A 26,735-nucleotide genomic window follows, 5' to 3' on the forward strand; every position below is an offset into this window, starting at 1 on the left:
AAAGCCTCTTCGTTGTCTGTCCCGATATAGGGCGGCAGCGTCGGTTGAGAAGGCTTGATGACGAAGAACGGCCGAAAGCTGATTTCGGAGCGTGAATGAACTTCGCCGGTTGGACCCGTTATCGTCTTCTAAGGCGATTGCATGTGCGTGGAATAACGGCGCAGCAATAACCAGGGTGGTACCGCGAATGCATTTCGTCCCTGTCTCTGACAGGGGCGTTTTTTGTTTTCCCACAATAGAGGAGGCGTACTTATTATGAAAGCTAGTGAAATACGTGCCAAATGGCTTGCTTTCTTCGAAAGCAAAGGCCACAAAATCGAACCAAGCGCATCGCTCGTCCCGCATAACGATCCGTCCTTGTTATGGATCAACGCAGGCATGGCGCCGCTTAAGCCTTACTTTGACGGGCGCGTCGTGCCGGAGAACCCGCGCATTACGAATTCGCAAAAATGTATTCGCACGAATGACATCGAGAACGTAGGCAAAACTCGCCGTCACCATACGTTCTTCGAAATGCTGGGCAACTTCTCTATTGGCGACTATTTCAAGGAAGATGCAATTACGTGGGGCTGGGAATTCTTGACGAGTCCGCAATGGATCGGCTTCGATCCGGAGCGTCTGTCGGTAACGGTCTACCCGGAAGATGAAGAAGCTTTCGCGCTGTGGAATAATAAGATCGGCCTACCAGCAGAACGCATCTACAAGCTGGATGAGAACTTCTGGGATATTGGCGAAGGCCCTTGCGGTCCGTGTACTGAAATCTTCTACGACCGCGGAGACAAATACGGGGATCTATCCGATCCTGAATGCTGGCCAGGCGGCGAGAATGAGCGCTTCCTCGAAGTATGGAATATCGTATTCTCTGAATTCAATCATAATAAGGACGGCAGTTATACGCCGCTTCCGAATAAAAATATTGATACAGGCGCAGGACTGGAACGTTTCACTTGCGTACTGCAAGATGCGGATTCGAACTTCGATACCGACCTGTTCTTGCCGATCATTGACCGCACCTGCTCCATTGCTAGCGTGAAGTATCACGTGAACGCTGAGCATGACGTTGCACTTAAAGTCATTGCAGACCATATTCGTACGGTTGTATTCGCGGTAGGAGACGGTGTTATGCCGTCGAACGAAGGTCGCGGCTACATTATCCGCCGTTTGCTCCGCCGCGCAGTGCGCTACGGCAAGACGATCGGCATCGACCGTCCATTCCTTTATGGATTGACAGGTATCGTAGGCGAAGTGATGGGCGTGTATTACCCAGAGGTGGTAGACAAACGCGAGTTTATCGAGCGCGTTATCCGTACAGAGGAAGAACGATTCCATGAAACGTTGTCCGATGGCCTTGCGATGCTCGCTGAGCTGGTAGCTGCGGCAACGAAGGCGGGAAGTAAAGAAATTAGCGGCGACGATGCGTTCCGCTTATACGATACGTACGGCTTCCCGTTCGACTTGACGGAAGACTTCGCTGCAGAGAACGGGATGACCGTTGATCGCGCAGGCTTCGATGAAGCCATGGAGCAGCAGCGCGAGCGCGGCCGCGGCGGCCGTCGCGAGACGGGCAGCATGAAGGTGCAAGGCGGACCGTTGTCCGACTTCACGGTTAAAAGCGAATTTGTTGGCTATAATGAACTGGTAACTGAGTCCCAAATTACGGCTATTGTTGCCGGTGATGAAATGGTTGAAGCGGCTGGCGAAGGTAGCCAGGTTCTCGTTATTCTTGACCGCACGCCATTCTATGCGGAGAGCGGCGGACAGATCGGAGACCGCGGTACGATTACGGGCAATGGCTTCACGCTGCAAGTCGAGAACGTGACGAAAGCGCCGCACGGCCAAACCGTTCATCATGCGGTCGTATCGTCTGGATCGGTACGTTCGGGAGAGACGGTGCAAGCTGTCGTAGCGAAGCCAATCCGCGAGGATATTATCAAAAATCATACGGCAACGCACTTGCTGCACAAAGCGCTTAAGGAAGTGCTCGGCGATCACGTTAACCAAGCGGGCTCGCTCGTAGAAGCTGAGCGTCTGCGCTTCGACTTCTCGCACTTCGGCAGCATTACGGCAGAAGAGCTTGTCGACATCGAGCGCCGCGTGAATGAGCAAATATGGCTTAGCACAGGCGTTACAATCGAGAACAAATCGCTTGACGAAGCGAAAGCGATGGGCGCTATGGCGCTATTCGGCGAGAAGTACGGCGACGTTGTACGCGTCGTGCAAGTCGGCAGCTATAGCCTCGAACTTTGCGGAGGCTGCCATGTAACGAATACGTCGCAGATCGGACTGTTCAAGCTGCTGGGCGAGAGCGGTATCGGCTCCGGCGTAAGGCGGATCGAAGCGGTAACCGGCAAGCACGCTTATAACTACCTGGAAGGCCAGCTTGATCTGTTGAAGCAGTCGGGGGTTCTGCTGAAGTCGAACACGTCCGAAGTGCCTAAGCGGATTGAAGCTTTGTTCGGTCAAGTGAAGGAGTTGTCGCGCGAGAACGAATCGCTGCAAGCTAAGCTGAGCCGTATTGAAGCGGGATCACTTGAATCGCAAGCGAAGACGGTTAACGGTATCTCGGTGCTTAGCGCTAAAGTCAGCGCGCCATCGATGGACGCGCTTCGCAGCATCGTAGACGAGCTCAAAGTGAAGCTTCCTTCGAGCGTGATTGTGCTTGGCGCCGTGCAGGACGATAAGGTGAACTTGGCGGCAGCGGTGTCTGCCGATCTCGTGAAGAAAGGCTTCCATGCCGGCAAGATCGTGAAGGAAGCGGCTGTACATTGCGGCGGAAGCGGCGGCGGCCGTCCGGATATGGCCCAAGCAGGCGGCAAAGACGCATCCAAGCTCGATGAAGCGTTGAAACTTGCGCAAGAACTAGTTGTAAGCAGCGCAAATGTGATATGATAAGGATGTATATCTAGCCGAATAAGGGGGCAAAAGCAAGGAAACGCGCTTTACGCCTCCTTAGGCGCTTGTAAATGCAGTTTTGGAAAGCGAGGTGCTGGCGATGAGTTCAATGGACCAAACGATGAAGTTTAATGTGAAGGCGGAGGGAGTCGAATCTTCTTCTGGAGACATCCTGCTTGCCGTACACGAAGCGCTTCTAGAGAAGGAATACAACCCGATCAACCAAATCGTTGGGTATTTGTTGTCCGGAGATCCTGCGTATATTCCGCGGCACAACAACGCCAGAAGTTTAATCCGCAAGAAGGAACGGGACGAATTAATTGAAGAGCTTGTCCGCTTCTACTTGAATTCTAAGAAATCATAGGTCTCGCGCTTGTACCATAAGAACAATACGATTAAGCTTAGGAGCCAACGCAAGAGATGAGATTAATGGGATTGGATTACGGAGATCGGAACATCGGCGTCGCGATAAGCGATGCGTTCAGATGGACGGCGCAAGGAACGGGCGTCATCGAGCGCAGGCGCGATGGGGGAGAATTCGACCGCATTGCCGAGCTGGTGAAGGAACATGAGGTTAGCGAGATCGTTGTCGGCTTGCCGAAGAACATGAACGGAACGATCGGGCCGCGTGGCGAAATTTGCATCGCATTTGCAGATCAGATCCAGCAGAAACTAAACATACCAGTTCACCTTTGGGATGAACGGCTGACGACGGTAGCGGCCGAGAGGACGCTTATCGAAGCGGACGTCAGCCGGAAGAAGCGCAAGCTAGTCGTGGACAAAATGGCGGCGACGCTGATTTTGCAAAATTATCTCGATTCTAAAACGAAAAGGTGAGGGTAACGATGACAAAGGACGACATGCAGTTTGAAGAGCCGGAAATTATTTATATTCCGGATGAGGACGGCAACGAGGAAGAATTCGAAGTCATCATGAAGTTCGAAGTTGACGGCTCGGATCAAAAATATATGATGGTCGTTCCGCTTGCCAGCGACAACGAGGAAGAGGACGAGGTGTACGCTTTCCGTTACGAAGAAGAAGGCGACGATCTCAAGCTCTACACGATCGAGGACGAGGAAGAGTGGAATATGGTCGAGGAGACATTCAATACGCTGCTCGGCGAAATAGAGGAGCAGGATTAATGTCAACGACTGAAGGCGGAGCGCCAAAACGTCTGTCCGTGCTTAAGGAAGCATTCGGCAAGGAGATTGAGCTTGTCGCAGAGGACGGCGGCATGGAGCTGTACGTAATTAAGGCTGAATTCCAACTAGGCGACATCGTATACGCAGCACTGCAGTCTGAAGCTATGAGCGGCGAAGATGAAGTGGAGCTGTTCCGAGTCATTCAAGACGGCGAAGAGCCAGAGCTTGAAACGATCGAGGACGATGAAGAATGGGAAGCGGCTGCCGAGGCCTATGACGATCTGCTCTTTGCAGACGATCAAATGCCTTAAGCGACCGCAAGCGATATACAAGCAAGGAAAAGGGCGGTCTACAACCGCTCTTTTTCTTGAATTCGTTTGTCATAAGAGTCGAGGAGGGTTAACAGGTTGGACAAGTCCATTCATCGGCAGGAGCAGAGCGAAGGTAAGGCTCGTTCCGGTCCAAAGCGCAGCCGCATCACGATGTGGGTTATATTGAGCTTGCTAGGCATATTCATTGTCGGTGCCGGCAGCGTTGCTTACTACATCTGGAACGGCTTGCAGCCGACAGCTGCAGGGGAAACGAAGCGAATCGAAATTGCTAAAGGGATGTCAGCAATTAAAGTATCCGATTTGCTGGAAGAGCAAGGTATTATTCGCAATTCATTTATTTTCAAATATTATTTGAAGCTGAACGATCAAGGGGCTAGGTTCCAAGCCGGGCAATACGATCTCAATCCCGGGATGGAGCATGACGCCATTATCGCGAAGCTGAATGCTGGCGATACGGTGCAGGCAGAGACGATTCACTTCACGATTCCGGAAGGCTTCACCGTGCTTCAAATTGCCGATAAGCTTGCCGAACAGGACTTGATCGACAAAGCGAAGTTTCTAGACCTTGCAGCTAGTCAGACAGCATGGGGAGATGCGGAGGCTGTTCGCCAAATTCCGGATAATGCCGAGCTGCATCAGCGGCTGGAAGGCTACTTGTTCCCTGAAACCTACGAGATGAAGGTAGGCAGCACGGAGGAAGACATTATTAAGCGCATGACAAGCGAACTTGATCGGAAGTTAGGCGAGCTGTCTGAAGATTGGACGGATGAGCTGGAAGCGAAGAAGCTGACATTGCATGAGCTGCTGACGATTGCTTCGCTCATTGAACGAGAGGTCGTCGCCGATGAGGAGCGCGCCCTTGTTGCAGGCGTTATCTATAACCGCATAGCCGAAGGTATGCCGCTTCAGATTGACGCTACCGTTCAATATTTGCTAGACAAGCCTAAAGAACGGCTGATGGAGAAAGACCTGCAAATCGAAAGTCCTTATAATACGTACAAGATTAACGGATTGCCGCCGGGACCGATCGCAAGTCCAAGCATCGCTTCGATTGAAGCGGCATTGAATCCGGAGCCTTCCGAATACTTTTATTATGTAACGAAGAAGGACGGTACGCAGACGCATTTGTTCGCGAAGACGTACCAAGAGCATTTGAGAAATATCGATAAGAGCAACGAGACAGCGGGTTAACGTTGCGTCATGCAAGATTAGTTAGCGCGGCAAGTCTAGGGGATACAACGGGCCCCTGCGACTTGCTGCGCGAAGCTGTTTTATGAGATCCTGGGAGGAATGGAAGATGGCTTACAAGCCGGAATTACTAACGACGGCCGCCTCGATGGAAGAGCTGGAGCGGTTGATGGAAGCGGGCGCTGATGCGTTCGTTATAGGGGAGTCGCGTTACGGCGCAAGACTCGCGGGACAATTCACTTTGGAAATGATAGCTGAAGCGGTGAAGATTGCGAAGCCGCGAGGCGTCACAATATATGTTGTCATTAACAATCTGATCGATAATGCAACAATTGAGTCGTTGCCGGCTTATATATCCGGCCTTGCGGCAGCAGGCGTAGATGCCATCGTGTTCGGAGATCCAGCCGTTCTAATGGCAGCTCGGGTGAATGCGCCGGGAATGCCTCTTCATTGGAATGCGGAGATGACATCGACTAACTATGCGACTGCTGATTATTGGGGTCGCAGAGGAGCAACCCGTTTCGTGCTTGCCCGCGAGCTTAATATGGAGCAGATCGTCGATATCAAAGCGAATACGAAACTGCCGATTGAGGTTCAAGTGCATGGCATGACGAACATTTATCATTCCAAGCGTTCGCTTGTGAACAGCTACATGGAGCATCAGCAAGAGCCGGAGAAGCTTGAAGACTCGAGCTTAGAGCGCGGCCTGTATGTGATGGAGGCAGAGCGTCCTGACGAGAGGTTCCCGATCTATGAGGACGCTAACGGTACGCATATTATGAGCTCAGGCGATATCTGTATGCTGGATGCGCTGCATGAGCTGCTTGAGGTTGGCGTGGACAGCTTGAAAATTGAGGGCTTAATGAAGCCGATCGAATATAATGAAACGGTCGTTCGGGCTTACCGCAAAGCGATAGATGCCTATATTGCCGATCCGGAAAGCTATGAATTCCAAGAGCAATGGCTTGACGACATTCGTGCGGTGCAAGATCCGAAGCGCGAGCTAACCTACGGTTTCTTTTTTAAAGAGCAAGTGTATTGATAGAAAGGTGGGACAACAATTGACGGCAACGACAAAAACAACCCCGCGTTATCAGGGGAAACGCCATAGGCTGGATAGACCGGAGCTGCTTGCTCCTGCGGGAAATTTGGAGAAGCTAAAATTTGCTATCCATTATGGCGCGGATGCGGTATATATCGGAGGGCAGAAATACGGTTTGCGTTCGAATGCGGACAACTTCAGCTTCGCTGAAATGAAGGAAGGCGTTGAATTCGCGAACCGATATGGCGCAAAAGTGTTCGTAGCGACGAATATATATGCCCATAATGAAGATATTGCAGGGCTAGAGGATTATTTGCGAGGCCTTCAGGAGGCTGGGATCTCCGCCATCATTGCAGCGGATCCGATTATAATCGAGACGGCGCAGCGAGTAGCGCCATTGCTTGAGGTACATCTAAGCACGCAGCAATCGACATTGAATTGGCAAGCCGTGCAATTTTGGAAAGAAGAAGGACTGCCGCGCGTCGTGCTTGGCCGCGAGACAAGCTTCACAGAAATCGAAGAAATTAAGAAGCATGTCGATATCGAAATCGAAGCTTTCATTCACGGCGCGATGTGCTCCTCGTATTCGGGCCGCTGCGTGCTGTCGAACCATTTCACAGACCGCGATTCGAATCGCGGGGGCTGCTGCCAGTCATGCCGCTGGAAGTATGATTTGTTCGTGGATGACGCGCCGTTGTACGGCGAAGGCGAGGATCAATTCACGATGGGCTCCAAGGACTTGTGCATGATCGAATATTTGCCGGAGCTGATCGAGGTTGGGGTAGACAGCTTCAAGATTGAAGGCCGCATGAAGAGCATTCATTACGTGGCAACGGTTGTTAACGTATATCGTCAAGCGATTGATGCGTACTTTGCCGATCCCGAACATTTTGAGCTGAAGCAAGAATGGGTGGAAGAGATCAACAAAGCGGCGAACCGTCCGCTGAATACAGGCTTCTTCCTCGATACGCCGGGTGCGGAGGATCATATATACGAGCCTGAAGAGAAGGCTGCGCCTTATGACTTCGCAGGCATTGTTGTCGATTACGATGCAGAGACGGGATTGGCAACTGTACAGCAACGAAACCACTTTAAGCCTGGTCAAGAGGTAGAGTTCGTCGGCCCGGGCGGCAGATTCTTCAAGCAGACCATTACCGAATTGTTCGATTCGGAAGGGCAGCCGCTTGACGCTGCTCGTCATCCGCTGCAGCATATCCGCATTCGTACCAGCGAACCGGTTAAGGCGATGGATATGATGCGCAAGAAGATAGGCAAAAAATAATCATTCGCAATGAGGGATCGCAAATGGCCAAGCACAAGAAGAAGCAAGGGGCGCCATTCAAGAGTACGCAGCCGAAGGAAGAGAAGGATAATGGGCTGCTGTTAGGCGACTTGCTGAATGCAGATACGATTAAGAAGCTTAAGGGGCAAGCGGAAGAGCTGAAACAGCAGGAAGCTGCGAAGAAGCTGCAAGCTCGCCAAGAGGAAGAGGAGCGCAAGGCACAGGAGCAGAAGCGCAAAGAAAACGATTTTGCTTATTTACTGGAGAACAGCGATCCGAATTGGAGCAAACATAAGTAATTTATAGGACTAAAGCCTTATCTTCGACAGAAGATAAGGCTTTTTTCAATTCTATTATTTCTAATTGACAAGTATCTTCCGATATAAAATAATAGACTGTAAATAGGTATTCCAAATATCGGCAAGATTCGCTAGCATCAGACGAATCCTTATAGGCTAACAATTAAAAAGGCGGTGTCTTTCCTAATGAAGAGCAAAGAGAACAAAGAGCAAAAGCCCAAAAAAGAAAAGAAGCAAAAACTGCCCAAGGGCGTTAACGACAACCCTTCAGCAGCCGTTTTGAAAGCGCAATCAGGATTGAAGAAAGCAACAGGTTTGTTGCAATCGGTAGGAGGCGCGCTCAAAGAAACGAAGATATCCAACCCGATTAAGTCAGTCGGGACAAAGCTGTTTTTAATCATTTTTTGCTCCATCATCGCCTGTGTGTTGACGGTAGGGCTAATGGCATATTCGCAAGCCAAATCAATCGTAGAACGCAAAGTATCGGATGCAAGCTTCCAAACCGTTAATCAGGTAGCAAGCAATCTAGACGTTATTTATAAAACATATGAAGATTTATCGCTTCAAATTTTGATCGACAAAGATTTCCACACGATCGTTCGATCGATTCTCGAAGGAGAAGACGATTACACGAAGTTCGAAGCGAGCCGCAAGTTAGGCGATAAGATGCAAAGTTATGTCATGGGCAACAATTCAATCCTTGGCATGGTGCTGCTGCCGATCGTTCCTGAACTGGACATCGTGACGGTGGGCAGCTCCACGACGACAAAGGCCGAAGAGCTTATGAAGAGCGAATTTTTCCAAAAGGCGATTGACGGCTCCGGCAAGACGGTATGGATCGCTCCGCAGGCAGATGGATTATCTACGACAGCAGGGCAAGCTTCCTTTGGGGTAAGCCGCTTGATTAAGGACAGTACGTCGAATGAAGCGTCTTACGTGCTTCTTATTGACATTGGATTGAACAGCCTAAGTGAGCGTTATAAAGATGTGGAGCTTGGCGAAGGCAGCCAAATGTCGATTATCGATGAGGCCGGCAATTATGTTGCGAACCTGGATGCTTCTCTGATTGGCCAGCCTACAAGCATTGGGTTGCCGAAGGAGGGCGAAGAAGCGTGGGAAGGCTCGATTAAGACCTCGGATCAGAACGGCGAGGACGTGCTGGCAGCCTACAAAACATTCGAAACGATGGATTGGAAGCTGGTCGGAACGATTCCGGTCAACGAGCTTGTGAAAGACGCGAAGGTTATTCGCAATATGACATGGATTACTGCTGCGGTAGCTGTATTGATTGCAATCGCAATCGGTGCGCTTGTCCTTACGACAATTGCTCAGCCGCTCGTGAATATGCGCAATCTGATGAACGAAGGAGCGCGCGGCAACCTGACGGTTCGATCACGGATGAAGAAGCGCCAAGACGAGATCGGTGAGCTTGGCAGCAGCTTTAACCTGATGATGACGCAGATTACGGCACTGGCTCAGCAGACGACACGTTCGGCGGAGGATGTGCTTAGTACGGCAACCGAGCTAAGTGAAGCTTCCCGCAAGACATCCGTATCGGCGAAGGAGATCGCGGTCGCGACAGAGGAGATTGCAGGCGGAGCAACCAGCCTTGCAATGGAAGCTGAAAGAGGCACGGATCTTACGAATAATATTAACGAGCAGATGAAGCAGGTTATCGAAGCCAATGAGCAAATGGCAAGATCGGCAGGCGAGGTCGACCATGCAAGTAAGCAAGGTACAACTTACATGGGCGTTCTCATTCAGAAGACGGGCATGACCGAGGAAATGACGCGCTCCATGGTCGAGAAGGTCGATGCGCTTAAAGAAAGCACAGGCTCTATCGTTAAGATTCTCGACGTGCTTAACAACTTAACAAAGCAAACTAACATTTTGTCGTTAAACGCAACGATTGAAGCTGCAAGAGCAGGGGCTGCGGGTAAAGGGTTCATGGTCGTAGCCGACGAAATCCGCAAGCTGGCTGATCAGTCCCGTCAATCGATCGACGTAGTTGCTAAGATTACAGAGAAGATTCGGAAGGAAATCGATGAGACGGTAAGCGTGCTGTCGGATGCCTATCCGTTGTTCCAAGAGCAGATTGGCTCAGTTAAGGAAGCGAACCAAATCTTCTTGACGGTTCAAGGTCAGATGGGTCAATTCGTTGAGAAGCTGGATCTGGCTACCGAATCGATCAGCAAGCTGGATGAAGCACAGGCGGTTATGGCGGAAGCGATGACGAACGTAAGCGCCGTAGCCGAGGAGTCCTCGGCAACCTCAGAAGAGGTTGCTTCCCTCAGCAGCGAGCAGCTTAGCGTTAGCCAAAGCTTGGTGCATCTGTCCGAGAAGCTTGACGCTGTATCGCGTGAGCTGAAGGAATCGTTGTCCGCATTCAAAATTGAATCATAAAGCATGGATTTGGAGCCCGTCTGCTACCGTGAAATTCACGGTTAGACGGGTTTTTTGTTTGTTGCAGAATGCATGATCCTCGAAAAACGTCTATTTTTGATGACTAACTATCACAGGAGTTCATGCAAACCCATAGAATAGAGGACGATAGGAGGATGAAGATGGTTAAATTAATAGCAATAGATGATGGTCATGGACTGGAGACCCCTGGCAAGCGAACGCCGTCTCTTCCCGATGGTACGGTCATGAGGGAAAACGAATTCAATAGAGCTGTGGCTGCGCAGCTGGACGTGCATTTAAAGCGCTGCGGCTTCCAGACGCTGCTCGTTGCACCGGGAGACACGGACATCCCGCTTAGCAATCGTACGAATACGGCGAATAAAGCGAAAGCCGACTTCTATATTTCCATTCATGCGAATGCGTATGGCGACGGTTGGAATAACGTAAGAGGTATTGAAACGTATCATTATCCCGGCAAAACCTCAGGCCAGCAAGCGGCCAAAATTATTCATAATCAGTTGATTCAAGGGACAGCGCTGCCGAATCGAGGCGTCAAGGAAGCGAACTTCCATGTGCTGCGCGAGACGACTATGCCTGCGGTTCTTGTCGAGCATGGCTTTATGACAAATATGGAGGATGCCTTGCTGCTGCTGTCGGAGGCTTATCGCGCGGAGTGTGCGGTCGAGCTGGCGAAAGGCATTTGCCAGCTGTTCGGTGTCGCTTATATCCCACTTGTGACTGCGGAGCCGAAGCCTGAACCCAAGCCGCCCGTAACGGAGCCAAGCGAACCGGAGGAGGAGATTGCATTGCTCTCGGTAGAGGACGCTAACAAAATCATTGCTTTCTTGTCTGCTTCTTATATGGCAACGACCAACAAGGAGGCTCGCAAAGAGTTCAATCGACTAGCGAACGAGCTTCGTAAAGCAAGCGGACAGAAACCGACATAATGGGAAACGTCGATCGGATGATCGGCGTTTTTTCTTTGAATGCGAATAGCAGCATGCAAGAAATGAGCTTGTCAGGAGGTTTGCTCATATGGGGACAAGGGAGATACTGTAAGTAACGGGCAAGCAAGGGAGATTAAGCTTTATGGCAAAAGGGATATCGAGAAGAGTATGGGCGGCGGCGCTCGTTCTATTTTGTATTATGATTTTATTCATTGTGCGTCTTGCATGGCTGCAGCTATTGCCGTGGAGCTCGCATGCGGCGGTTCATGCCGCCGTGAATCGCGGCGGATGGCAGCGGCTCTCGGTTATTCAGCGGCAGCGGAATCTGGTGCTTGACAGCGGGAGAGGTGATTTTGTCGACCGCTACGGGCAGGCGATTACCGGTGAAACGTATTCGGCTGCTGCTTTTTTTCCTGTACGCCCGGACGCAAGGGGCGAAGCGGGGACGGTTCGCCAACTTGCGGCATTGCTCGGCGTATCTGCTGAGCAACTGCAAAGCTATTGGGATGCGGTCCGCGAGCCGGTGTTCTGGACGGCTGGTGCCGGAAAATTGCCATTGCGGCTTAAAGCGGAGCAAGCTGAAGCGATTGAGCGTCTAGGTCTAAACGGCGTAAGCGTGCTGCCTTATCGGAATCGGTATGTGAGCGGCTTCGAGGCGAAGCATATGATCGGCTTCACAAGCCAGCATCCGGAGTGGCTGGCGGCGAACCACTCGAAGGAGCTTGCTAGCGGGAAGCGGAAGCTGAATGAGCAGGTGGGCGGGGCGGGACTTGAGAAGTCGCTAGACAAGCTGCTGCACGGCATCGGCGCAACTTCGGTGTCGTATTTCATCGACGGCCGGAATGCGCCTGTCCATGGTCTTGACTATCGGATTACGCAGCCTGGAAATAGCTATTACCCGCTGAAGGTGCAGACGACCATTGACTTGAAGCTGCAAAATAAGCTGGAGGCCTATGCGGACGCACAGGGGCTTAAGGAAGGCGCGATTGTCGTGCTCGACGCTGACAATGCCGATGTTATCGCTATGGTGTCCCGTCCAAAGCTGAAGCCCGGGCAATTCGAATCATCGGACGGCAGCGAGTGGAGCAATCATGCGCTGACGGCTGTTGCGCCGGGCTCGATCTTTAAGCTTGTGACGGCGGCAGCAGCCATGGAAGCCGGCGTCGTCAGCAAGAAGGAGAAGTTCCATTGCAATGGCGAGTACGGCAAATATGGACTTAGCTGCTGGAAGGAGGGCGGCCATGGAACGATTACGCTCCAGGAAGGTCTTGCCCAGTCCTGCAATATCGTGTTTGCTACGATTGCTGAGCGTATGAGAGCCGCTGAGCTGCAGCGTGTCGCCTACGCGCTTGGTATCGGGCGCAAGGCAGGCTGGCATCGGGACAAGCCGTTCGGGCCGTTCCGCAGGCCGCTTAGGCTGCTTGAGGAGGAAGAGCAGGGACAGCTCTTCGCGGGTGTTGATAGAGGTGCGACGGGGGGGATGTCGCAGCAGGCTCTTGCCGCCGTAGATGGCGGCGTTATGGCGCAGAGCGGCATCGGGCAGCGGGACGTGAGAATGTCGCCGCTTCAGGCCGCGAACTTGATCGTGACGCTGCTGCACGAGGGGCGCGTCATGGAGCCGCGCCTCGTCAGCGAGATCCGCTATGCGGACGGCCAGCGGATGGTGAAGCTGCCCGCACAGCGGGCGCAGGGCGGGCGTGGCCGCATTCATGCGGGCACGACCCATGCGCTGCTGCGCGGCATGCGGGCGGTCGTCGACCATGGAACCGGTCGATCGATCCGCCAAGGGGTCTGGACGGTAGCCGGCAAATCCGGCACCGCCCAGACCGAGCGAGCGGGCGTAGCCCTGAACCACCAGTGGTTCACGGGCTACGGCCCGGTCAAGTCGCCCCGCTACGCCGTTGCCGTGCTTGCGGCGAACCGTACGCCTGGCAGTCCGCATCAGGCGACCAAGCTGTTCCGCGGCGTCATGGATATCGCCGCCCGCAACGAAAAAGAGATGAAGCGCTAACTTGCGTTAAACATCGTGCGGTTAGGACAAAAAAAGCGGTGGCATAGGATCAACCTGCGCCACCGCTTATTATTAGTCCTTCTTATCCGTGCCCGCAAGTCCCGTTGCCGACTCGGCGGTCAACGTTGTGCCGGCCTTGCTCTGACCGGCAGCCTCGCCGCCCGCATCGTCTTCGGGGGAAGCCGTGTCGAATTCGCCAAGAGGCGCTCGAATCCAACGGTGGAAGTACCCCTGATCGTATAGCGACTTAATGAGGATCATCAGAATTGGCGACAGGATAACGCCTGAGATGCCGAATAGTTTCAAGGAAACGATCATGAACGCAAGCATCGTGAAGGCGGATACGCCAAGGGAATCACCCGTTATTTTTGGTTCTAATATTTGGCGTGTGATGACGACCACAAGGAATAAAGCCGACAACCAGATTGCAAGCGATATTTTGCCGACGATAATCAAATAAATGATCCATGGTATGAACACCGTTCCGACGCCCAGCAACGGCAATATATCGAAGATCGCTGCTACGACCGAAATGACGAACGCGTTCTCGACGCCAAGCAGCACGAGCGCGACTAAGATGACAATGAACGTGATGCTGATCATTTTGGCTTGCGCTTTAATGTATAGCGCGATTCCCTTGAACACGTTGTCGCGCAGGAAGAAAAACACCTTTTTGAACGTTTTTGGCGTTTTGTCTTCGGCCGTTTTCTTCCAAGATTTAATCTCGATACTTAAGAAGTAGGCGAGAATTGTACCGATAACGACGTTCACGACAAACGCAGAGAAAGAAGAAACGTAATTGACCAAGTTAAGCAGGACGGTTTTGCCGAATCTGCCCAAATAGTCCGTAATGCCGCTAATAAGCTCGGTCGAACGCTCGACCAGATTTAAGTTCGGCGGAAGCGTCTCAAGCTGCTCTTGAATTTGAGCGGTGCTCTTGGCGACTTGCTTCTCCAGCATCTCCTGATACTTCGGAAAGTTGTCGATCAGCTCCGAGCCTTGTTTCGTTATCAGGTAAGCAGCACCCGAGAAGGCGCCAAGGATAAGAATGATGAACAATAATATCGAGATGCCGGTTGCAATCGACTTCTTAATGCCGAGCTTGTTCAATCGCCGAGCAAGCGGCTCGATGCACATAAAGATAAGGAAGGAGAAAAAAATCGGCGTCGCGATCCGATACAAATAGCTGAATGAATACATAATGAGATAGACCGTGAGTGCGATCAACGCAATGTCGAACGCCGTTCTCCAATATTTTTTATAAAATGGCAGCATGTCGTGGCTCCTTCTTCCAAATTCATATTTCCAATAAGATTGTACTATAGTTTTTAAAAAGATGCCTATTTTTTAATGCAATATGCTACAATTAAAGTTATCGTTGTTGTTTTGTACCGCTATCCATTCGTCGACTAAATCATATAACGGTGGGGAAAACAAATGGTAAATTTGTTGTTGTGGATTTTATATTTTGCGACTTTGTACGCCTTCCTGCCTGGAATTATTAGCCGAACTTTCGGTTATCGCGTGTTCAAGCGCGGACGTGTGGAGAAAGAGATCGCATTAACGTTCGATGACGGTCCGGATGCCGAGTTCACGCCGGAGCTGCTCGATCTGCTCGCGCGCTATAAAGCGAAGGCGACTTTTTTTGTCGTTGGCTCCCATGCGGAGGGACAGGAAGGGCTGTTGTCTCGAATGAAAGCGGAAGGGCATGTTATCGGCATTCATAACTATGTTCACAAGTCCAACTGGCTAATGAGACCGGGTACGGTTCAACGCCAGATTGAGATGACGAACGACATTATCGAGAAAGCGACCGGCAAGCGTTCGATTTATTATCGTCCGCCATGGGGGATCGTAAACGTATTCGACTTTGCGAAAGCAGGGTACTTGCACATTATTTTGTGGTCGGCGATGTTCAGTGATTGGAAGCTGAACGTAGGGGCTGAGAAGCTGAAGAAACGGATGATGAAGCGACTGAATCCGGGCGAAGTGCTGCTGCTGCATGATTGCGGAAGAACGTTCGGAGCTGATCCCGAGGCCCCTAAGAATATGCTTATAGCGCTTCAATCGTATTTGGAGGAAGGCACGAAGCAAGGCTTCCGCTTCGTTGGCATCGACGAGATGATCAAGCTGACAGAGGCGGCACGCGTAGGCCATGCGTCGATCTGGAAACGAAGCCTCATCTCAAGTTGGCTCATGTATGAAAAAGCTTATCATGTTCTGTTCCGCTTGAAGCAGGTCGGTAAAGGAGATCCTACCTTTTATTACCGCGTTACGAAGTATAACGGCGAGCCTGTGCAACTGGAAGAAGGAAGCCGCATCGTGAAGGGCGATCATATAGCCGAGCTGCATTTTGACAATAAAATGTTGTCCAGCATTGCAATGAAGGCCAAGTCGCCGGTAGCGGCGGGCATCAAGATGCTGCGCGAGATCGATGAGGCTTTACCGCAGCTGGCGGATCAGTTGGCCGTGGATGCCGAAGCGCAGGACATTAAGGCCGTGTACGGCGTTACGATGATACACCGGGGCGCCGATCGCCTCGGCTTCGAAATATTCCATCTGCCTGAGGGCTGGTTCGCTCGCGCTACAAGAGTTTATTTGAAAGTTCTGATGAGCGTGTTGACGAACAAGCCGCGAACACTGAAGAAGAAGCAAAGCCAGAACAAAGAGGCGTTCTCCCCTCGGATGCTGCTTATGCCGGCTTCGACGATCAGACGTTATGCGACGAATAAGCTTAATAAGCTGCAAGAGGAAACCGAGCGTCTCACGGACGCCGTGGAAAGATCGATTGGCGCAGCTGCCGACGAGGCTGCTCAATTAGGTACGAAGACAACAGCCATATAGGAACGGATCGGAATGGTATTATTGCTAATATTGCCGGTATATCGAGGTTAACGCCTTCATATGCCGGCTTTTTTTCTTTGCTGACTGCAAATACACAAAAAGGCGGAACATGGTTATCCATGTTCCGCCTTCCTATACGAGGAGCTAATTACATTTTCATTACGCCGCCCGTGCTGGCGGATGTAACGAGGTGAGCGTAACGCGCAAGGTAGCCGCGTTTGATCTTAAGCTCGAAGCCAGGCCATGCGGCACGGCGTTTCTCGAACTCTTCGTCGCTGATGAGCAAATCCATCGTACGGTTGTTCATGTCGATCTCGATGATGTCGCCGTCTTGTACGAAAGCGATTGGTCCGCCTTCAGCAGCTTCCGGCGATACGTGGCCGATACTGATGCCGCGGGACGCGCCGGAGAAACGTCCGTCTGTGATAAGGGCAACCTTCGCGCCTAGTCCCATGCCGACGATTTGCGACGTAGGAGCGAGCATCTCAGGCATGCCAGGGCCGCCGCGCGGTCCTTCGTAACGGATGACAACGACGTGGCCTTCTTTGATCTTGCCGTTAGCGATACCGTGAAGCGCATCGTCTTGGGAATCGAAGCAGATAGCAGGACCTTTGTGGTAGCCGCCAACCGACTTGTCGACAGCGCCTGTTTTAATGATTGCGCCGTTAGGTGCAAGGTTGCCGAACAATACAGCCAGGCCGCCGCGAGCGGTATGCGGGTTGTCGATCGTGTGGATGACTTCCGTATTCTGGATCTCGCAGCCTTCGACGTTCTCGCGAAGCGTCTTGCCCGTAACCGTCAATGTAGTGCCGACCAATGCGCCTTCCTTCTTGAACAGCTCGTTCAGAACGGCGCTAACGCCGCCTGCTTCGTGCACGTCCTCGATGTGCCAATCGGATGCAGGAGCGATTTTAGCAAGATGCGGTACGCGCTCTGCTACTTCGTTGATGCGCTCGATTGGGTATTCAATGCCTGCTTCGTGAGCGATAGCAAGCGTGTGAAGTACAGTATTAGTCGAACCGCCCATTGCCATATCAAGCGCAAAAGCGTTATCGATTGCGTCTTTCGTAACGATATCGCGCGGCTTAATGCCGAGATCGATAATTTTCATAAGCTGGCGAGCAGCTTCTTTAACGAATTCTTTACGTTCCGGGGATACGGCAAGAATCGTGCCGTTGCCTGGCAATGCAAGGCCAAGGCCTTCAGCCAAACAGTTCATCGAGTTCGCCGTGAACATACCGGAGCAGGATCCGCAAGTCGGACAACCGAATGCCTCAAGCTCGAACAATTGCTCGTCGTTGATTTTGCCTGCTTGGTGAGCGCCAACGCCTTCGAATACGCTGGATAGCGAGATCGAACGGCCGTCGGATGTTTTGCCGGCTTTCATCGGTCCGCCGCTGACAAGCATCGTAGGGATATTGACGCGAAGCGCGCCCATGATCATCCCTGGCGTAATTTTGTCGCAGTTCGGGATACAGACCATGCCGTCGAACCAGTGCGCGTTAACGACCGTCTCGATCGAGTCTGCAATGATTTCGCGGCTTGCAAGCGAGTAGCGCATGCCGATGTGGCCCATTGCGATACCGTCGTCGACGCCGATTGTGTTGAATTCGAAAGGTACGCCGCCAGCTTCGCGAATCGCTTCCTTAACGAGCTTGCCGAATTCTTGAAGATGCACATGACCGGGAATAATATCGATATAGGAGTTGCAAACTGCGATAAAAGGCTTGTCGAAATCTTCCTCTTTAACGCCTGCGGCACGCAATAAGCTGCGATGCGGTGCGCGGTCGAATCCTTTTTTGATCATGTCTGAACGCATTCTCTTAGCCGCCATTATAAAGCCCCCTTAACATAATTGGATCATTGTGGAATAATAAAATTCGTCATGCATGCATGACGTTATAAAAAACATCGATACTCACCAGTTTATCATATCGGACAACCGTTGGCTACAGAGTTGACTGCTCATTAATGAAGCGTTAGGCAACGTATGGGAAAGGGGAAGAAAGCTAAAGAAATCATTAAGAAACGCTTAAACATTGTGAAATTGCGCCGTACGACAGGACATGTCGAATCGAATCCTGTATAGTGAGCTCATCAAAGCTTGCGGACTCAATGACGAAAGGGTGGTTAAAAGTGGATCGACGCATATTAATTGTAGACGATGAGCGGGAAATTGCCGATCTGATCGAAATTTATTTGAAAAACGAAGGGTTCGAGACGGTGAAAGCTTATGACGGCGAACAGGCACTGGATACATTCGTGAAGCACTCGTTCGATCTCGTCATTCTCGATATTATGATGCCCAAGATGGACGGACTTGAAGTATGCAGACGGTTGCGGCAGAATCAAGCCGTGCCGATTCTCATGCTGAGCGCGAAAACGCAGGATATGGACAAAATAATGGGGCTGATGACGGGTGCGGACGATTATATGATCAAACCGTTTAATCCGCTTGAGCTGCTTGCGCGGGTACGCTCCTTGCTGCGCCGTTCGTATCAGTACAATACTCCTTCGGCAGAAGCGCCCGTGTCTGCGCGCGAAGATCGCGAGCTGCGTCTCGGCCCTCTCCGCATCGACAGGCTTAGCCATACGGCGGAGGTGAACGGCAAGGCGCTGCATCTCACGTCTACGGAATTCGGCATCCTATATTTGCTTGCGGGCAACCCGGGGCGCGTCTACAGCGCGGAGGACATTTTCCATCATGTATGGAAAGAGAAGTACTTTGATTCAAACAATACGGTTATGGTGCATATAAGCAAGCTGCGGGATAAGCTCGATAAGGAGCTTGGAGAAAAGCTCATTATTACGGTATGGGGGGTTGGCTACAAAATTGAAGGGTAACATCGCTTGGCGTCTTATGTGGCGCTTGATTTGGCATTTGGCGCTCAGTATGGTTCTGGCCGTTATTTCGGTTGCCGCTGCATTAATGGTCGTTGAAACGTTAGTTTCCGGCACGGTGTTTCGTTCCTATCTGCGTGATATTGTCGATATTTTCGGAATGAGCGTACTGACGTATACGGCTGGCGTAATTTTATTTTTTGTTTATTTTTTCATATTGCAATGGCTGCAGTATCGTTACCTGATAACAATTAATGATACGGTAAACCGGATCGCAAACGGCCAACTCGACTTTGATTACCAAATGGAAGTGAATGTGCGCTCGCCGTTTGGACCAATGGCCGGCAATCTGAACCGTATGGCTGGCAGACTCGATCAAGCGCTTTTGGAGGAACGAAGGGCTGAGCAGGCCAAGAACGAATTGATCACGAATGTATCGCATGATCTTCGGACGCCGCTCACTTCCATTCTCGGGTATTTGGGATTGATCGAGCAGGATCGATATCGGGATGAGGTGGAGCTTCGCCATTATGTCCAGATTGCCTATTACAAGTCGCAGCGGCTTAATGTGCTCATCAACGATTTATTCGATTATACGCGCATGAGGCATGATTCCGTAGCGATCCAGCGTATAAGCTTCAATCTGATCGAAGTGCTTGGTCAACTGCTTGTCCAGTATCATATGCCGCTGCAGGAAGCGGGAATGGAAGGGCGCCTGCATACGGTTGAAAAATCGATGATCGTTAGCGGAGACCCGATCATGCTCGTGCGCGTATTCGAAAATTTAATCGCTAATGCGATGTCATACGGCAAGGAAGGCAAACTGGTGGAACTGCGCGTTCAGCGCGATGCTTCAGGGGCGAAGGCTACTGTAGAAGTCATCAACTACGGCGAGCCGATCTCCGCACTTGATCTGCCGCATATATTCGAACGATTCTACCGCGCGGATAAGTCGCGTACCGAGTGGGCCGGAGGCTCGGGGCTTGGGCTTGCGATTTCGAAGAGCATCGTCGAGAAGCATGGAGGGTATATTGATGCGGTAAGCGACGCGAGCCGGACGGCATTCCGGGTAACCTTGCCGGTTGTTAAGGAATAGTGAGGCCATTTTAAGGTTTTCTTATGATTTATTTACGTTCTCCTTAAACTGCGGCTTCTATAATGAAGCCAAGCATGAAGGAGAGGGGTATGAATCATAATGAGACAACAAGCAGGACAAACGAATCGGAATCCTAACGGCGGCGGATTTAAGGTAAGGGTCATTGGAGTCGCGGTTGTTGCTATAGCGTGTTTTTATTTGATTAACGTTTGGCATGGAAAGACTGGCGCGGCTGCGCCGCATGTTGAGGCGAAGGCTGCGATCATGATGGATGCAGGCACTGGTGAGGTGTTGTTCGAGAAAAACGCGGACGTAGCGCTTCCGCCGGCCAGCATGTCGAAAATGATGACGGAGCTGATCGTGCTCGATCTCGTTAATGAAGGCGCGCTGAACTGGAACGAAGTCGTAACGACGAGCCGGTATGCGGCAGGCGTACCGGGCTCCCAGGTTGGCTTTAACGCCGGTGAGAACTTCACGGTACGGGAATTGTTCGAGGCGCTGACCGTTCATTCGGCTAACGATGCCGCAGTCGCCATTGCCGAGTATGTGGCGGGGAGCGAGCCTAAGTTCGTTGCCTTGATGAATAGCCGAGCAGAGCGAATCGGAATGTCCGAGCAGGCAGTATTCGCGAATGCGACAGGACTGAATCGCAACGACCTGACGCCTTTCGCTGAATCCGCTTCGGATGGCGATACAATGCTTACTGCTTCCGATATTGCGCTGCTCGCTGGACATCTGTTGAACAAATATCCGGAAGTGCTTGAAGTGACGAGCCGAAGCAGCATTAAGCTTGCGACCTCTGGACAACGACTTGCCTCTACGAATCAGATGCTGGCAGATATGCCGTTCGCCTATCCGGGCAACGACGGTCTAAAGACGGGTTATACGCCTGAGGCCGGTTATTGCTTCACAGGTACGGCTAAGCAGGACGGACGTAGGCTGATCACCGTCGTCATGGGGTCGGCAACATCGGAATCGCGGTTCGAGGAGACACAGCAGTTGTTCAAGCTTGGCTTCCACGGGCAGAACGGTGGACTGCTCACTGCTGTTCAGAATAGTCTCGGACTAATGGGAGAGACGATCATTGGCTTTGGCCGTTAGATGAATGTTTGGTTATCTATATATAGATGGATGTGTAGTCCAGTTGCTGGCATTTATGCGGCGGCTGGATTTTTTTTGCATGCTGGAGATTGACAAGCATAAGCTTTCTATTAAATAAGGTCGCTTCTCGCATTTCTAGAGAAAAACCGTTCTCTATGGAAATACATGTATGTCGATGTCATAAAATCTAACATCAATTATTTACTTCCATTGTGGGGGTGTCTATAATGGAAACATTAGGAGAAAAAGAAGAGGTGGAACGATGCAGTTAACCGAACGCGAGAAAGAAAAGCTGCTCATCACAGTTGCGGCGGATCTGGCTAGACGCAGAATGAATCGTGGCGTGAAGCTGAATTATCCGGAAAGCGTCGCTCTTATTACCTCTGAAATCATGGAGGGCGCTAGAGATGGTTTAACGGTAGCGCAGCTTATGGAATACGGGACGACTATACTGAAGCGCGATCAGGTCATGATTGGTATTCCGGAGATGATCCATGATGTGCAGGTCGAGGCGACGTTTCCGGACGGTACGAAGCTGGTAACCATTCATCATCCGATAAGCGGCTGACAGGACATTATTGTGAAGGGGGCATGGCTTTGATACCAGGACAATATCGGACGGCTGCTGGAGAGATTGAGCTTAACGCAGGCCGCAGAAGAGCGCAGCTAATCGTCGTGAATACGGGTGATCGCCCTGTGCAGGTTGGCTCTCATTATCATTTTTTTGAAGTGAATCGCGCATTGACCTTTAATCGGGAACAAGCTTTCGGCATGCGTTTGGACATTGCCGCAGGCACAGCGGTACGTTTCGAGCCTGGCGAGGAGAAACCGATCACGCTCGTGGAGCTAGGCGGTTCGAAGCTCGCATACGGACTAAACGGCTTAAGCCGCGGCAAGGCGGAGATGGGCCAAATGCCGGATGACGTTCGGGAGCGGCTCGCCGCTTGGGAAGGGGGACAAGCATGAGCAGAATGGATCGTCAAAGCTATGCTGCTATGTTCGGCCCAACGACAGGCGATGCGGTCAGACTGGCGGATACAGAGCTGTGGGCGCAGATTGAGAAGGATTACACCTTTTACGGGGATGAATGCAAATTCGGCGGCGGCAAAGTCATTCGTGACGGGATGGGTCAGTCCAGCGGTGCATTGAGGGATGAAGGCGTGCTCGATACGCTTATTACGAATGCTGTCATCATTGATCATTGGGGCATTGTGAAGGCGGATATCGGCATTAAGGATGGCTTGATCGTAGGCGTCGGCAAAGCGGGAAATCCGGATATTATGGACGGCGTAACGCCGAACTTAATAGTCGGCGCAAGCACGGAGGTCATCGCCGGCGAAGGCAAAATCGTTACCGCGGGCGGCATCGACTCTCATATTCATTTTATATGTCCGCAGCAGATCGAGACGGCATTATCGTCCGGCGTGACGACGATGATCGGCGGCGGGACAGGTCCGGCTACCGGGACGAATGCGACAACCGTAACGCCAGGAGCCTGGCATATGAGCCGGATGCTGGAGGCGGCAGAGCATTTCGCGATGAATATCGGTTTCACGGGCAAAGGCAACGCCTCGTTCACCGCTCCGCTCATTGAGCAGATCGAAGCTGGTGCGATTGGGCTAAAGCTGCATGAGGATTGGGGAACAACTCCGGCAGCCATCGATGCTTGCTTGCAAGCTGCCGATCAATACGATGTGCAAGTCGCGATTCATACCGACACGCTTAATGAAGCGGGGTTCGTTGAAGATACACTGGCGGCCATCGGCGGCAGAACCATACATACGTACCATACGGAAGGAGCTGGCGGCGGCCATGCGCCGGATATTATCGTCGCTGCAGGCGAGCTTAACGTATTGCCGTCATCGACGAATCCGACCCGCCCGTTCACGATCAATACGATCGAGGAGCATCTCGATATGCTCATGGTCTGCCATCATCTGGACAGCAGCATACCTGAGGATGTCGCTTTTGCCGATTCGCGGATTCGGCCGGAGACGATAGCGGCGGAAGATATTTTGCATGACATGGGCGTGTTCAGCATGATCAGCTCTGATTCCCAGGCGATGGGCCGAGTCGGCGAAGTCGTCATCCGTACCTGGCAGACTGCTGACAAAATGAAGCAGCAGCGCGGTCCGCTCGCTCCAGACACGGAGGACGGCGATAACTTCCGCATTAAGCGGTACATTGCCAAATATACGATCAATCCAGCGATTACGCATGGGATCTCGCATATTGTCGGTTCGATCGAGCCGGGCAAGTTCGCCGATCTCGCCATCTGGCAGCCGATGTTCTTCGGGGTTAAGCCCGACCTAGTACTGAAGGGCGGCATGATTGCCTATGCGCAGATGGGCGATCCCAATGCTTCGATACCGACGCCTCAGCCGGTATTCGGCCGGCCGATGTTCGGCAGCTTCGGCAAGGCRGTTCAGAGCAGCTCGATTACATTCGTGTCGCAAGCGGCCTTTGACCGTGGGATAGCAGAGAAGCTTGGGCTTCAGAAGCGGATCGAACCGGTAAAGGGCTGCCGTTCGGTGACGAAGAAGAACATGATCCATAATGATGCGACACCGACGCTGAAGGTCGATCCGGAAACGTATCATGTGACGGTCGACGGGGAGCATGTCACCTGCGAGCCCGCTGAAGTGCTGCCGATGGCTCAGCGTTACTTCTTATTTTGAGAGGAAGGGGGTAGCCGGTTGAACGACAATGTACGATGGCTCGCCATGCAGCAATTGCTTGATTCCGCGCTGCCGATCGGCGGATTCTCCCATTCCTTCGGTCTGGAGACACTCGTGCAGGAGGGAAGGTTGACGTCATCCACCGCGCTATACAACTATGCAAGTACGATGCTGCTCCAGAGCTGGGCGACGTCGGATGCGATGGTTATCAAAGCGGTATACCGAGATGCGCGGGCTGAAAGCTGGGAATCGCTATGGGCGGTCGAACGGCTTGCGCATGTGCAGCGAGTATCGTCTGAGACACGCGGCGGTGTAGAGAAGATGGGGCGGCGGTTGTTGCAGCTCGCTTCTGCGATTCATCCGCAGCTCGATTGGCTTCCGCTTCAATCAGCGTTGAAAGAAGGCCGATGTTTCGCGACTCATCCGTTAGTTCACGGCTATGCATGCTGGCAGCTCGGATTGTCCGAGGAGCGCGCGATTCAAGGCTATTTCTACACTTGTATTGTCACATGCATCAACAGCGCGCTTCGGCTAATGTCGATTGGTCAGACAGAAGGCCAATCTCTCATTGCGAGATTGACTCCGTTAACGGAAGACGCACTCGCAGTTGCCGCTCGCTTGCAGCCTGAGGAAGCTTACTCGAATATGCCGATGGCGGAGCTTGCCATGATCCGGCATGAACGTTTGTACTCGCGGTTATTTATGTCATAGGCTTTGCGAAAATCCAATATAGCAGCTAATTAGGCTCCAAATATGTGTTCTATCCTGCAAAAATCCAATATAGCGGATAGTTGTGGTTTTCATTCTATATAGTTGGCTTGAGAAAGAATCTAAAACAAAAACGGAGGAATGAATATGTGCCAAGGACAAGGACATACACATCAGGAATGGGAAAGCCCGATTATAGATGCTTCAAGACCGATACGCATCGGCATTGGCGGTCCGGTAGGCTCAGGCAAGACGGCGCTTGTTGAACGATTGACGAGAGAGCTGCATGAAAAATACAGCTTGGCTGTCATTACGAACGATATTTATACGAAAGAGGATGCGCGTATTCTGTTCAATACCGGCGTTCTTCCCGAAGAACGGATTATTGGCGTGGAGACGGGCGGCTGCCCGCATACGGCGATTCGCGAAGACGCTTCGATGAACTTCGAGGCTATTGAGGAGCTGGAGCGCCGTTTCCAGCCGCTTGAGCTGATCTTCATTGAGAGCGGCGGCGACAATCTGGCGGCTGCCTTCAGTCCGGAGCTGGTTGATCGGTTCATCTACATTATCGACGTAGCGCAAGGGGAGAAAATTCCGCGTAAAGGCGGTCCGGGCATTATGCGCTCCGACCTGCTAGTCATTAATAAGATCGACCTGGCGCCTTATGTCGGCGCTAGCCTTGAGGTGATGGAGGCTGATTCGCTGCGGATGAGAGGCACGCGCCCATTCGTATTTTCCAATATGCACGGCGGCGATGGCGTTGATGAGATTGTAAGCTGGCTGGAGCATGAGATTGCCCATGCGCGCGGCCATGCCCACTCCCATACGATCCAACTGGACAGCACTCCGCCAAGCCATCGCCATTCAGCTTCCTAATGAAGCAAGAACATTATGCGGCTGACGATGTCAGCATAGAGCAAGAGCAGCTCAGCATTGCATCAGGCATCGGCATGCCCCTTAGAATATCGGAGCTTCGCGCGGTCTTCGCTGTTGGCGTTGGACAGACGTATGTTGCAAGCAAATATCATACGGCACCGATTAAAATCGCCAAAGCATTTCCGATCGACGGACAGCTCGCAGTCATCGTTATGGATGTATCGCCCGGGCTGCTGAACGGCGACCGTTATGCGATGGAATGGATTTGCGAGGCTGGCGCGCATGTGATGATTACTAATCAATCCTATATGAAGGTCCATCCGAGCATGCCCGGCTGCGGTTCGTCGATGCTTCAAACCTTTGAGCTTGCCGACAACGCAATTGTCGAGAATATGCCTGAGCCGGTTATGCTCTTCAAAAATGCATCGTTCGCGAATGAGTCGATCGTGCACCTTCGTCCCGGCGCCGTATGGATGCAAGCCGACGTCCTTTGTCCAGGGCGGACGCTGCGGGGCGAAAGCTTTGACTACGTCGGCTACCGTAATTCGTTAACGGTGTACTATGAGGATGAACTTATATTCGCGCAGCGTCAACGGATCGAACCGAAGCAGCAGCGGCTTGAAGATGCAGGCTGCATGGCCGAGATGACGCATTTGGCGACGTTTTATTTGTTCTCCGATCGAATTTCATCCGCCCATCTGGAGCTGCTGCAAAATAAGTTGGATGAATACAGCGGGAATGAGTCTTCCGCCCGTCACAGCATAATAGCAGGAGTGTCGCGAACGCATAGGCACGGAATTGCCGTTACAGCGGCATCTACGGCAGCGTGGCCGTTGCAGGGGCTCATGCGCGAAATATGGCAGACATGCAGAGAAGGGTTGCTCGGTAAGCAGCCGCTTCGTTTCATGCAAGGGTAGCGCTGGTGACTGAAGCAGCTTAAATGCTGTCCCTTAAGGTTGTTTTTCGCCTTTAGGGACGGCTTTCTTTTTTTTAGTCAGGATTGACGCCGCAAGCTTTAAAAACTTATACTTCTCTAAAAGTAAGCCATTTACG

Annotated in this window: 24 protein-coding genes; 22 read left to right on the forward strand and 2 right to left on the reverse strand. The window is 51.9% G+C overall.

Features of this window, described 5'->3' with window-relative positions; genetic code table 11:
* Window positions 1–255 precede the first annotated feature (255 nt).
* From alaS to AC1DF0_RS22810, 12 genes are all read left to right on the forward strand, one after another.
* Complete coding sequence (gene alaS / locus AC1DF0_RS22755) at window positions 256–2,889, forward strand: alanine--tRNA ligase (RefSeq protein WP_477575398.1); 2,634 nt, start codon at window positions 256–258, stop codon at window positions 2,887–2,889.
* Between the two features lie 103 nt (window positions 2,890–2,992).
* Window positions 2,993–3,256: an IreB family regulatory phosphoprotein gene (locus AC1DF0_RS22760; RefSeq protein ID WP_307200181.1), complete on the forward strand. Its 264-nt coding sequence runs from the start codon at window positions 2,993–2,995 to the stop codon at window positions 3,254–3,256.
* A 56-nt stretch (window positions 3,257–3,312) separates the two neighbouring features.
* Window positions 3,313–3,729, forward strand: a complete 417-nt coding sequence (gene ruvX, locus AC1DF0_RS22765; protein WP_337099476.1) for a Holliday junction resolvase RuvX — start codon at window positions 3,313–3,315, stop codon at window positions 3,727–3,729.
* An 8-nt stretch (window positions 3,730–3,737) separates the two neighbouring features.
* The gene (locus AC1DF0_RS22770; RefSeq protein WP_307200178.1) at window positions 3,738–4,034 is read left to right on the forward strand and encodes a DUF1292 domain-containing protein; all 297 of its coding nucleotides are present in this window, start codon (window positions 3,738–3,740) and stop codon (window positions 4,032–4,034) included.
* Window positions 4,034–4,345, forward strand: coding sequence for a DUF1292 domain-containing protein (locus AC1DF0_RS22775; RefSeq protein ID WP_337099473.1), 312 nt, complete (start codon window positions 4,034–4,036; stop codon window positions 4,343–4,345). Before AC1DF0_RS22770 ends, AC1DF0_RS22775 begins: the two co-directional genes overlap by 1 nt.
* Window positions 4,346–4,516: 171 nt before the next feature.
* Window positions 4,517–5,557, forward strand: coding sequence for an endolytic transglycosylase MltG (gene mltG / locus AC1DF0_RS22780; protein WP_477575459.1), 1,041 nt, complete (start codon window positions 4,517–4,519; stop codon window positions 5,555–5,557).
* Between the two features lie 106 nt (window positions 5,558–5,663).
* Window positions 5,664–6,596 (forward strand): peptidase U32 family protein, encoded by a 933-nt coding sequence (locus AC1DF0_RS22785; RefSeq protein ID WP_477575399.1) that lies wholly within the window; start codon window positions 5,664–5,666, stop codon window positions 6,594–6,596.
* A gap of 19 nt (window positions 6,597–6,615) precedes the next feature.
* Window positions 6,616–7,878, forward strand: a complete 1,263-nt coding sequence (locus tag AC1DF0_RS22790) for a peptidase U32 family protein (RefSeq protein ID WP_442048964.1) — start codon at window positions 6,616–6,618, stop codon at window positions 7,876–7,878.
* Window positions 7,879–7,901: 23 nt separating this feature from the next.
* Window positions 7,902–8,177, forward strand: a complete 276-nt coding sequence (locus tag AC1DF0_RS22795) for a DUF3886 domain-containing protein (protein WP_442048965.1) — start codon at window positions 7,902–7,904, stop codon at window positions 8,175–8,177.
* A 186-nt stretch (window positions 8,178–8,363) separates the two neighbouring features.
* Window positions 8,364–10,580, forward strand: coding sequence for a methyl-accepting chemotaxis protein (locus AC1DF0_RS22800; RefSeq protein ID WP_477575400.1), 2,217 nt, complete (start codon window positions 8,364–8,366; stop codon window positions 10,578–10,580).
* 161 nt (window positions 10,581–10,741) lie between these two features.
* Window positions 10,742–11,527, forward strand: a complete 786-nt coding sequence (locus AC1DF0_RS22805) for an N-acetylmuramoyl-L-alanine amidase family protein (RefSeq protein WP_477575401.1) — start codon at window positions 10,742–10,744, stop codon at window positions 11,525–11,527.
* 142 nt (window positions 11,528–11,669) lie between these two features.
* Entirely contained in the window at window positions 11,670–13,538 is a 1,869-nt protein-coding gene (locus tag AC1DF0_RS22810) for a peptidoglycan D,D-transpeptidase FtsI family protein (RefSeq protein ID WP_477575402.1), read from the forward strand.
* A 72-nt stretch (window positions 13,539–13,610) separates the two neighbouring features.
* On the opposite strand, the gene ytvI is transcribed toward AC1DF0_RS22810, so the two are convergent.
* Window positions 13,611–14,813: a sporulation integral membrane protein YtvI gene (gene ytvI / locus AC1DF0_RS22815; RefSeq protein WP_477575403.1), complete on the reverse strand. Its 1,203-nt coding sequence runs from the start codon at window positions 14,811–14,813 to the stop codon at window positions 13,611–13,613.
* Between the two features lie 162 nt (window positions 14,814–14,975).
* Here ytvI and AC1DF0_RS22820 point away from each other — a divergent pair, with 162 nt between their 5' ends.
* Window positions 14,976–16,382, forward strand: a complete 1,407-nt coding sequence (locus tag AC1DF0_RS22820; RefSeq protein ID WP_477575404.1) for a polysaccharide deacetylase family protein — start codon at window positions 14,976–14,978, stop codon at window positions 16,380–16,382.
* A 148-nt stretch (window positions 16,383–16,530) separates the two neighbouring features.
* Here AC1DF0_RS22820 and ilvD read toward each other — a convergent pair whose 3' ends face one another.
* Window positions 16,531–18,216, reverse strand: a complete 1,686-nt coding sequence (gene ilvD, locus AC1DF0_RS22825) for a dihydroxy-acid dehydratase (protein ID WP_307200160.1) — start codon at window positions 18,214–18,216, stop codon at window positions 16,531–16,533.
* Between the two features lie 281 nt (window positions 18,217–18,497).
* Between ilvD and AC1DF0_RS22830 the strand changes: the two genes are divergently transcribed.
* From AC1DF0_RS22830 to AC1DF0_RS22870, 9 genes are all read left to right on the forward strand, one after another.
* Window positions 18,498–19,226, forward strand: a complete 729-nt coding sequence (locus AC1DF0_RS22830; protein ID WP_477575405.1) for a response regulator transcription factor — start codon at window positions 18,498–18,500, stop codon at window positions 19,224–19,226.
* Window positions 19,216–20,319, forward strand: coding sequence for a sensor histidine kinase (locus AC1DF0_RS22835; RefSeq protein ID WP_477575406.1), 1,104 nt, complete (start codon window positions 19,216–19,218; stop codon window positions 20,317–20,319). Before AC1DF0_RS22830 ends, AC1DF0_RS22835 begins: the two co-directional genes overlap by 11 nt.
* A 99-nt stretch (window positions 20,320–20,418) precedes the next feature.
* Window positions 20,419–21,420 carry a D-alanyl-D-alanine carboxypeptidase family protein gene (locus AC1DF0_RS22840; RefSeq protein ID WP_442048973.1) on the forward strand — a complete coding sequence of 334 codons (1,002 nt, stop codon included), beginning with the start codon at window positions 20,419–20,421 and terminating at the stop codon, window positions 21,418–21,420.
* Between the two features lie 262 nt (window positions 21,421–21,682).
* The gene (locus AC1DF0_RS22845; protein ID WP_477575407.1) at window positions 21,683–21,988 is read left to right on the forward strand and encodes an urease subunit gamma; all 306 of its coding nucleotides are present in this window, start codon (window positions 21,683–21,685) and stop codon (window positions 21,986–21,988) included.
* 29 nt (window positions 21,989–22,017) lie between these two features.
* Complete coding sequence (locus AC1DF0_RS22850; RefSeq protein ID WP_442048975.1) at window positions 22,018–22,386, forward strand: urease subunit beta; 369 nt, start codon at window positions 22,018–22,020, stop codon at window positions 22,384–22,386.
* Window positions 22,383–24,098 carry an urease subunit alpha gene (gene ureC / locus AC1DF0_RS22855; RefSeq protein ID WP_442048976.1) on the forward strand — a complete coding sequence of 572 codons (1,716 nt, stop codon included), beginning with the start codon at window positions 22,383–22,385 and terminating at the stop codon, window positions 24,096–24,098. Before AC1DF0_RS22850 ends, ureC begins: the two co-directional genes overlap by 4 nt.
* Window positions 24,099–24,116: 18 nt before the next feature.
* Complete coding sequence (locus tag AC1DF0_RS22860) at window positions 24,117–24,809, forward strand: urease accessory protein UreF (RefSeq protein ID WP_442048977.1); 693 nt, start codon at window positions 24,117–24,119, stop codon at window positions 24,807–24,809.
* A 144-nt stretch (window positions 24,810–24,953) separates the two neighbouring features.
* A complete protein-coding gene (ureG, locus tag AC1DF0_RS22865) occupies window positions 24,954–25,682 on the forward strand; it encodes an urease accessory protein UreG (protein ID WP_337099447.1) in 729 nt (242 codons plus the stop codon).
* Window positions 25,682–26,599, forward strand: a complete 918-nt coding sequence (locus AC1DF0_RS22870; RefSeq protein WP_477575408.1) for an urease accessory protein UreD — start codon at window positions 25,682–25,684, stop codon at window positions 26,597–26,599. Before ureG ends, AC1DF0_RS22870 begins: the two co-directional genes overlap by 1 nt.
* Window positions 26,600–26,735 lie beyond the last annotated feature (136 nt).

This window comes from Paenibacillus sp. 05T425 (assembly GCF_056396205.1).

Bases quoted from the DNA above. Each gene is read 5' to 3' on its own strand.
- AC1DF0_RS22830 (WP_477575405.1), top strand. From the start codon at position 18,498: ATGACGAAAGGGTGGTTAAAAGTGGATCGACGCATATTAATTGTAGAC.
- AC1DF0_RS22845 (WP_477575407.1), top strand. From the start codon at position 21,683: ATGCAGTTAACCGAACGCGAGAAAGAAAAGCTGCTCATCACAGTTGCG.
- AC1DF0_RS22820 (WP_477575404.1), top strand. From the start codon at position 14,976: ATGGTAAATTTGTTGTTGTGGATTTTATATTTTGCGACTTTGTACGCC.
- AC1DF0_RS22870 (WP_477575408.1), top strand. From the start codon at position 25,682: ATGAAGCAAGAACATTATGCGGCTGACGATGTCAGCATAGAGCAAGAG.
- AC1DF0_RS22785 (WP_477575399.1), top strand. From the start codon at position 5,664: ATGGCTTACAAGCCGGAATTACTAACGACGGCCGCCTCGATGGAAGAG.
- ureG (WP_337099447.1), top strand. From the start codon at position 24,954: ATGTGCCAAGGACAAGGACATACACATCAGGAATGGGAAAGCCCGATT.
- AC1DF0_RS22760 (WP_307200181.1), top strand. From the start codon at position 2,993: ATGAGTTCAATGGACCAAACGATGAAGTTTAATGTGAAGGCGGAGGGA.
- AC1DF0_RS22805 (WP_477575401.1), top strand. From the start codon at position 10,742: ATGGTTAAATTAATAGCAATAGATGATGGTCATGGACTGGAGACCCCT.
- AC1DF0_RS22775 (WP_337099473.1), top strand. From the start codon at position 4,034: ATGTCAACGACTGAAGGCGGAGCGCCAAAACGTCTGTCCGTGCTTAAG.
- AC1DF0_RS22795 (WP_442048965.1), top strand. From the start codon at position 7,902: ATGGCCAAGCACAAGAAGAAGCAAGGGGCGCCATTCAAGAGTACGCAG.
- AC1DF0_RS22840 (WP_442048973.1), top strand. From the start codon at position 20,419: ATGAGACAACAAGCAGGACAAACGAATCGGAATCCTAACGGCGGCGGA.
- AC1DF0_RS22810 (WP_477575402.1), top strand. From the start codon at position 11,670: ATGGCAAAAGGGATATCGAGAAGAGTATGGGCGGCGGCGCTCGTTCTA.
- ilvD (WP_307200160.1), bottom strand. From the start codon at position 18,216: ATGGCGGCTAAGAGAATGCGTTCAGACATGATCAAAAAAGGATTCGAC.
- ytvI (WP_477575403.1), bottom strand. From the start codon at position 14,813: ATGCTGCCATTTTATAAAAAATATTGGAGAACGGCGTTCGACATTGCG.
- mltG (WP_477575459.1), top strand. From the start codon at position 4,517: ATGTGGGTTATATTGAGCTTGCTAGGCATATTCATTGTCGGTGCCGGC.
- AC1DF0_RS22770 (WP_307200178.1), top strand. From the start codon at position 3,738: ATGACAAAGGACGACATGCAGTTTGAAGAGCCGGAAATTATTTATATT.
- alaS (WP_477575398.1), top strand. From the start codon at position 256: ATGAAAGCTAGTGAAATACGTGCCAAATGGCTTGCTTTCTTCGAAAGC.
- AC1DF0_RS22800 (WP_477575400.1), top strand. From the start codon at position 8,364: ATGAAGAGCAAAGAGAACAAAGAGCAAAAGCCCAAAAAAGAAAAGAAG.
- ruvX (WP_337099476.1), top strand. From the start codon at position 3,313: ATGAGATTAATGGGATTGGATTACGGAGATCGGAACATCGGCGTCGCG.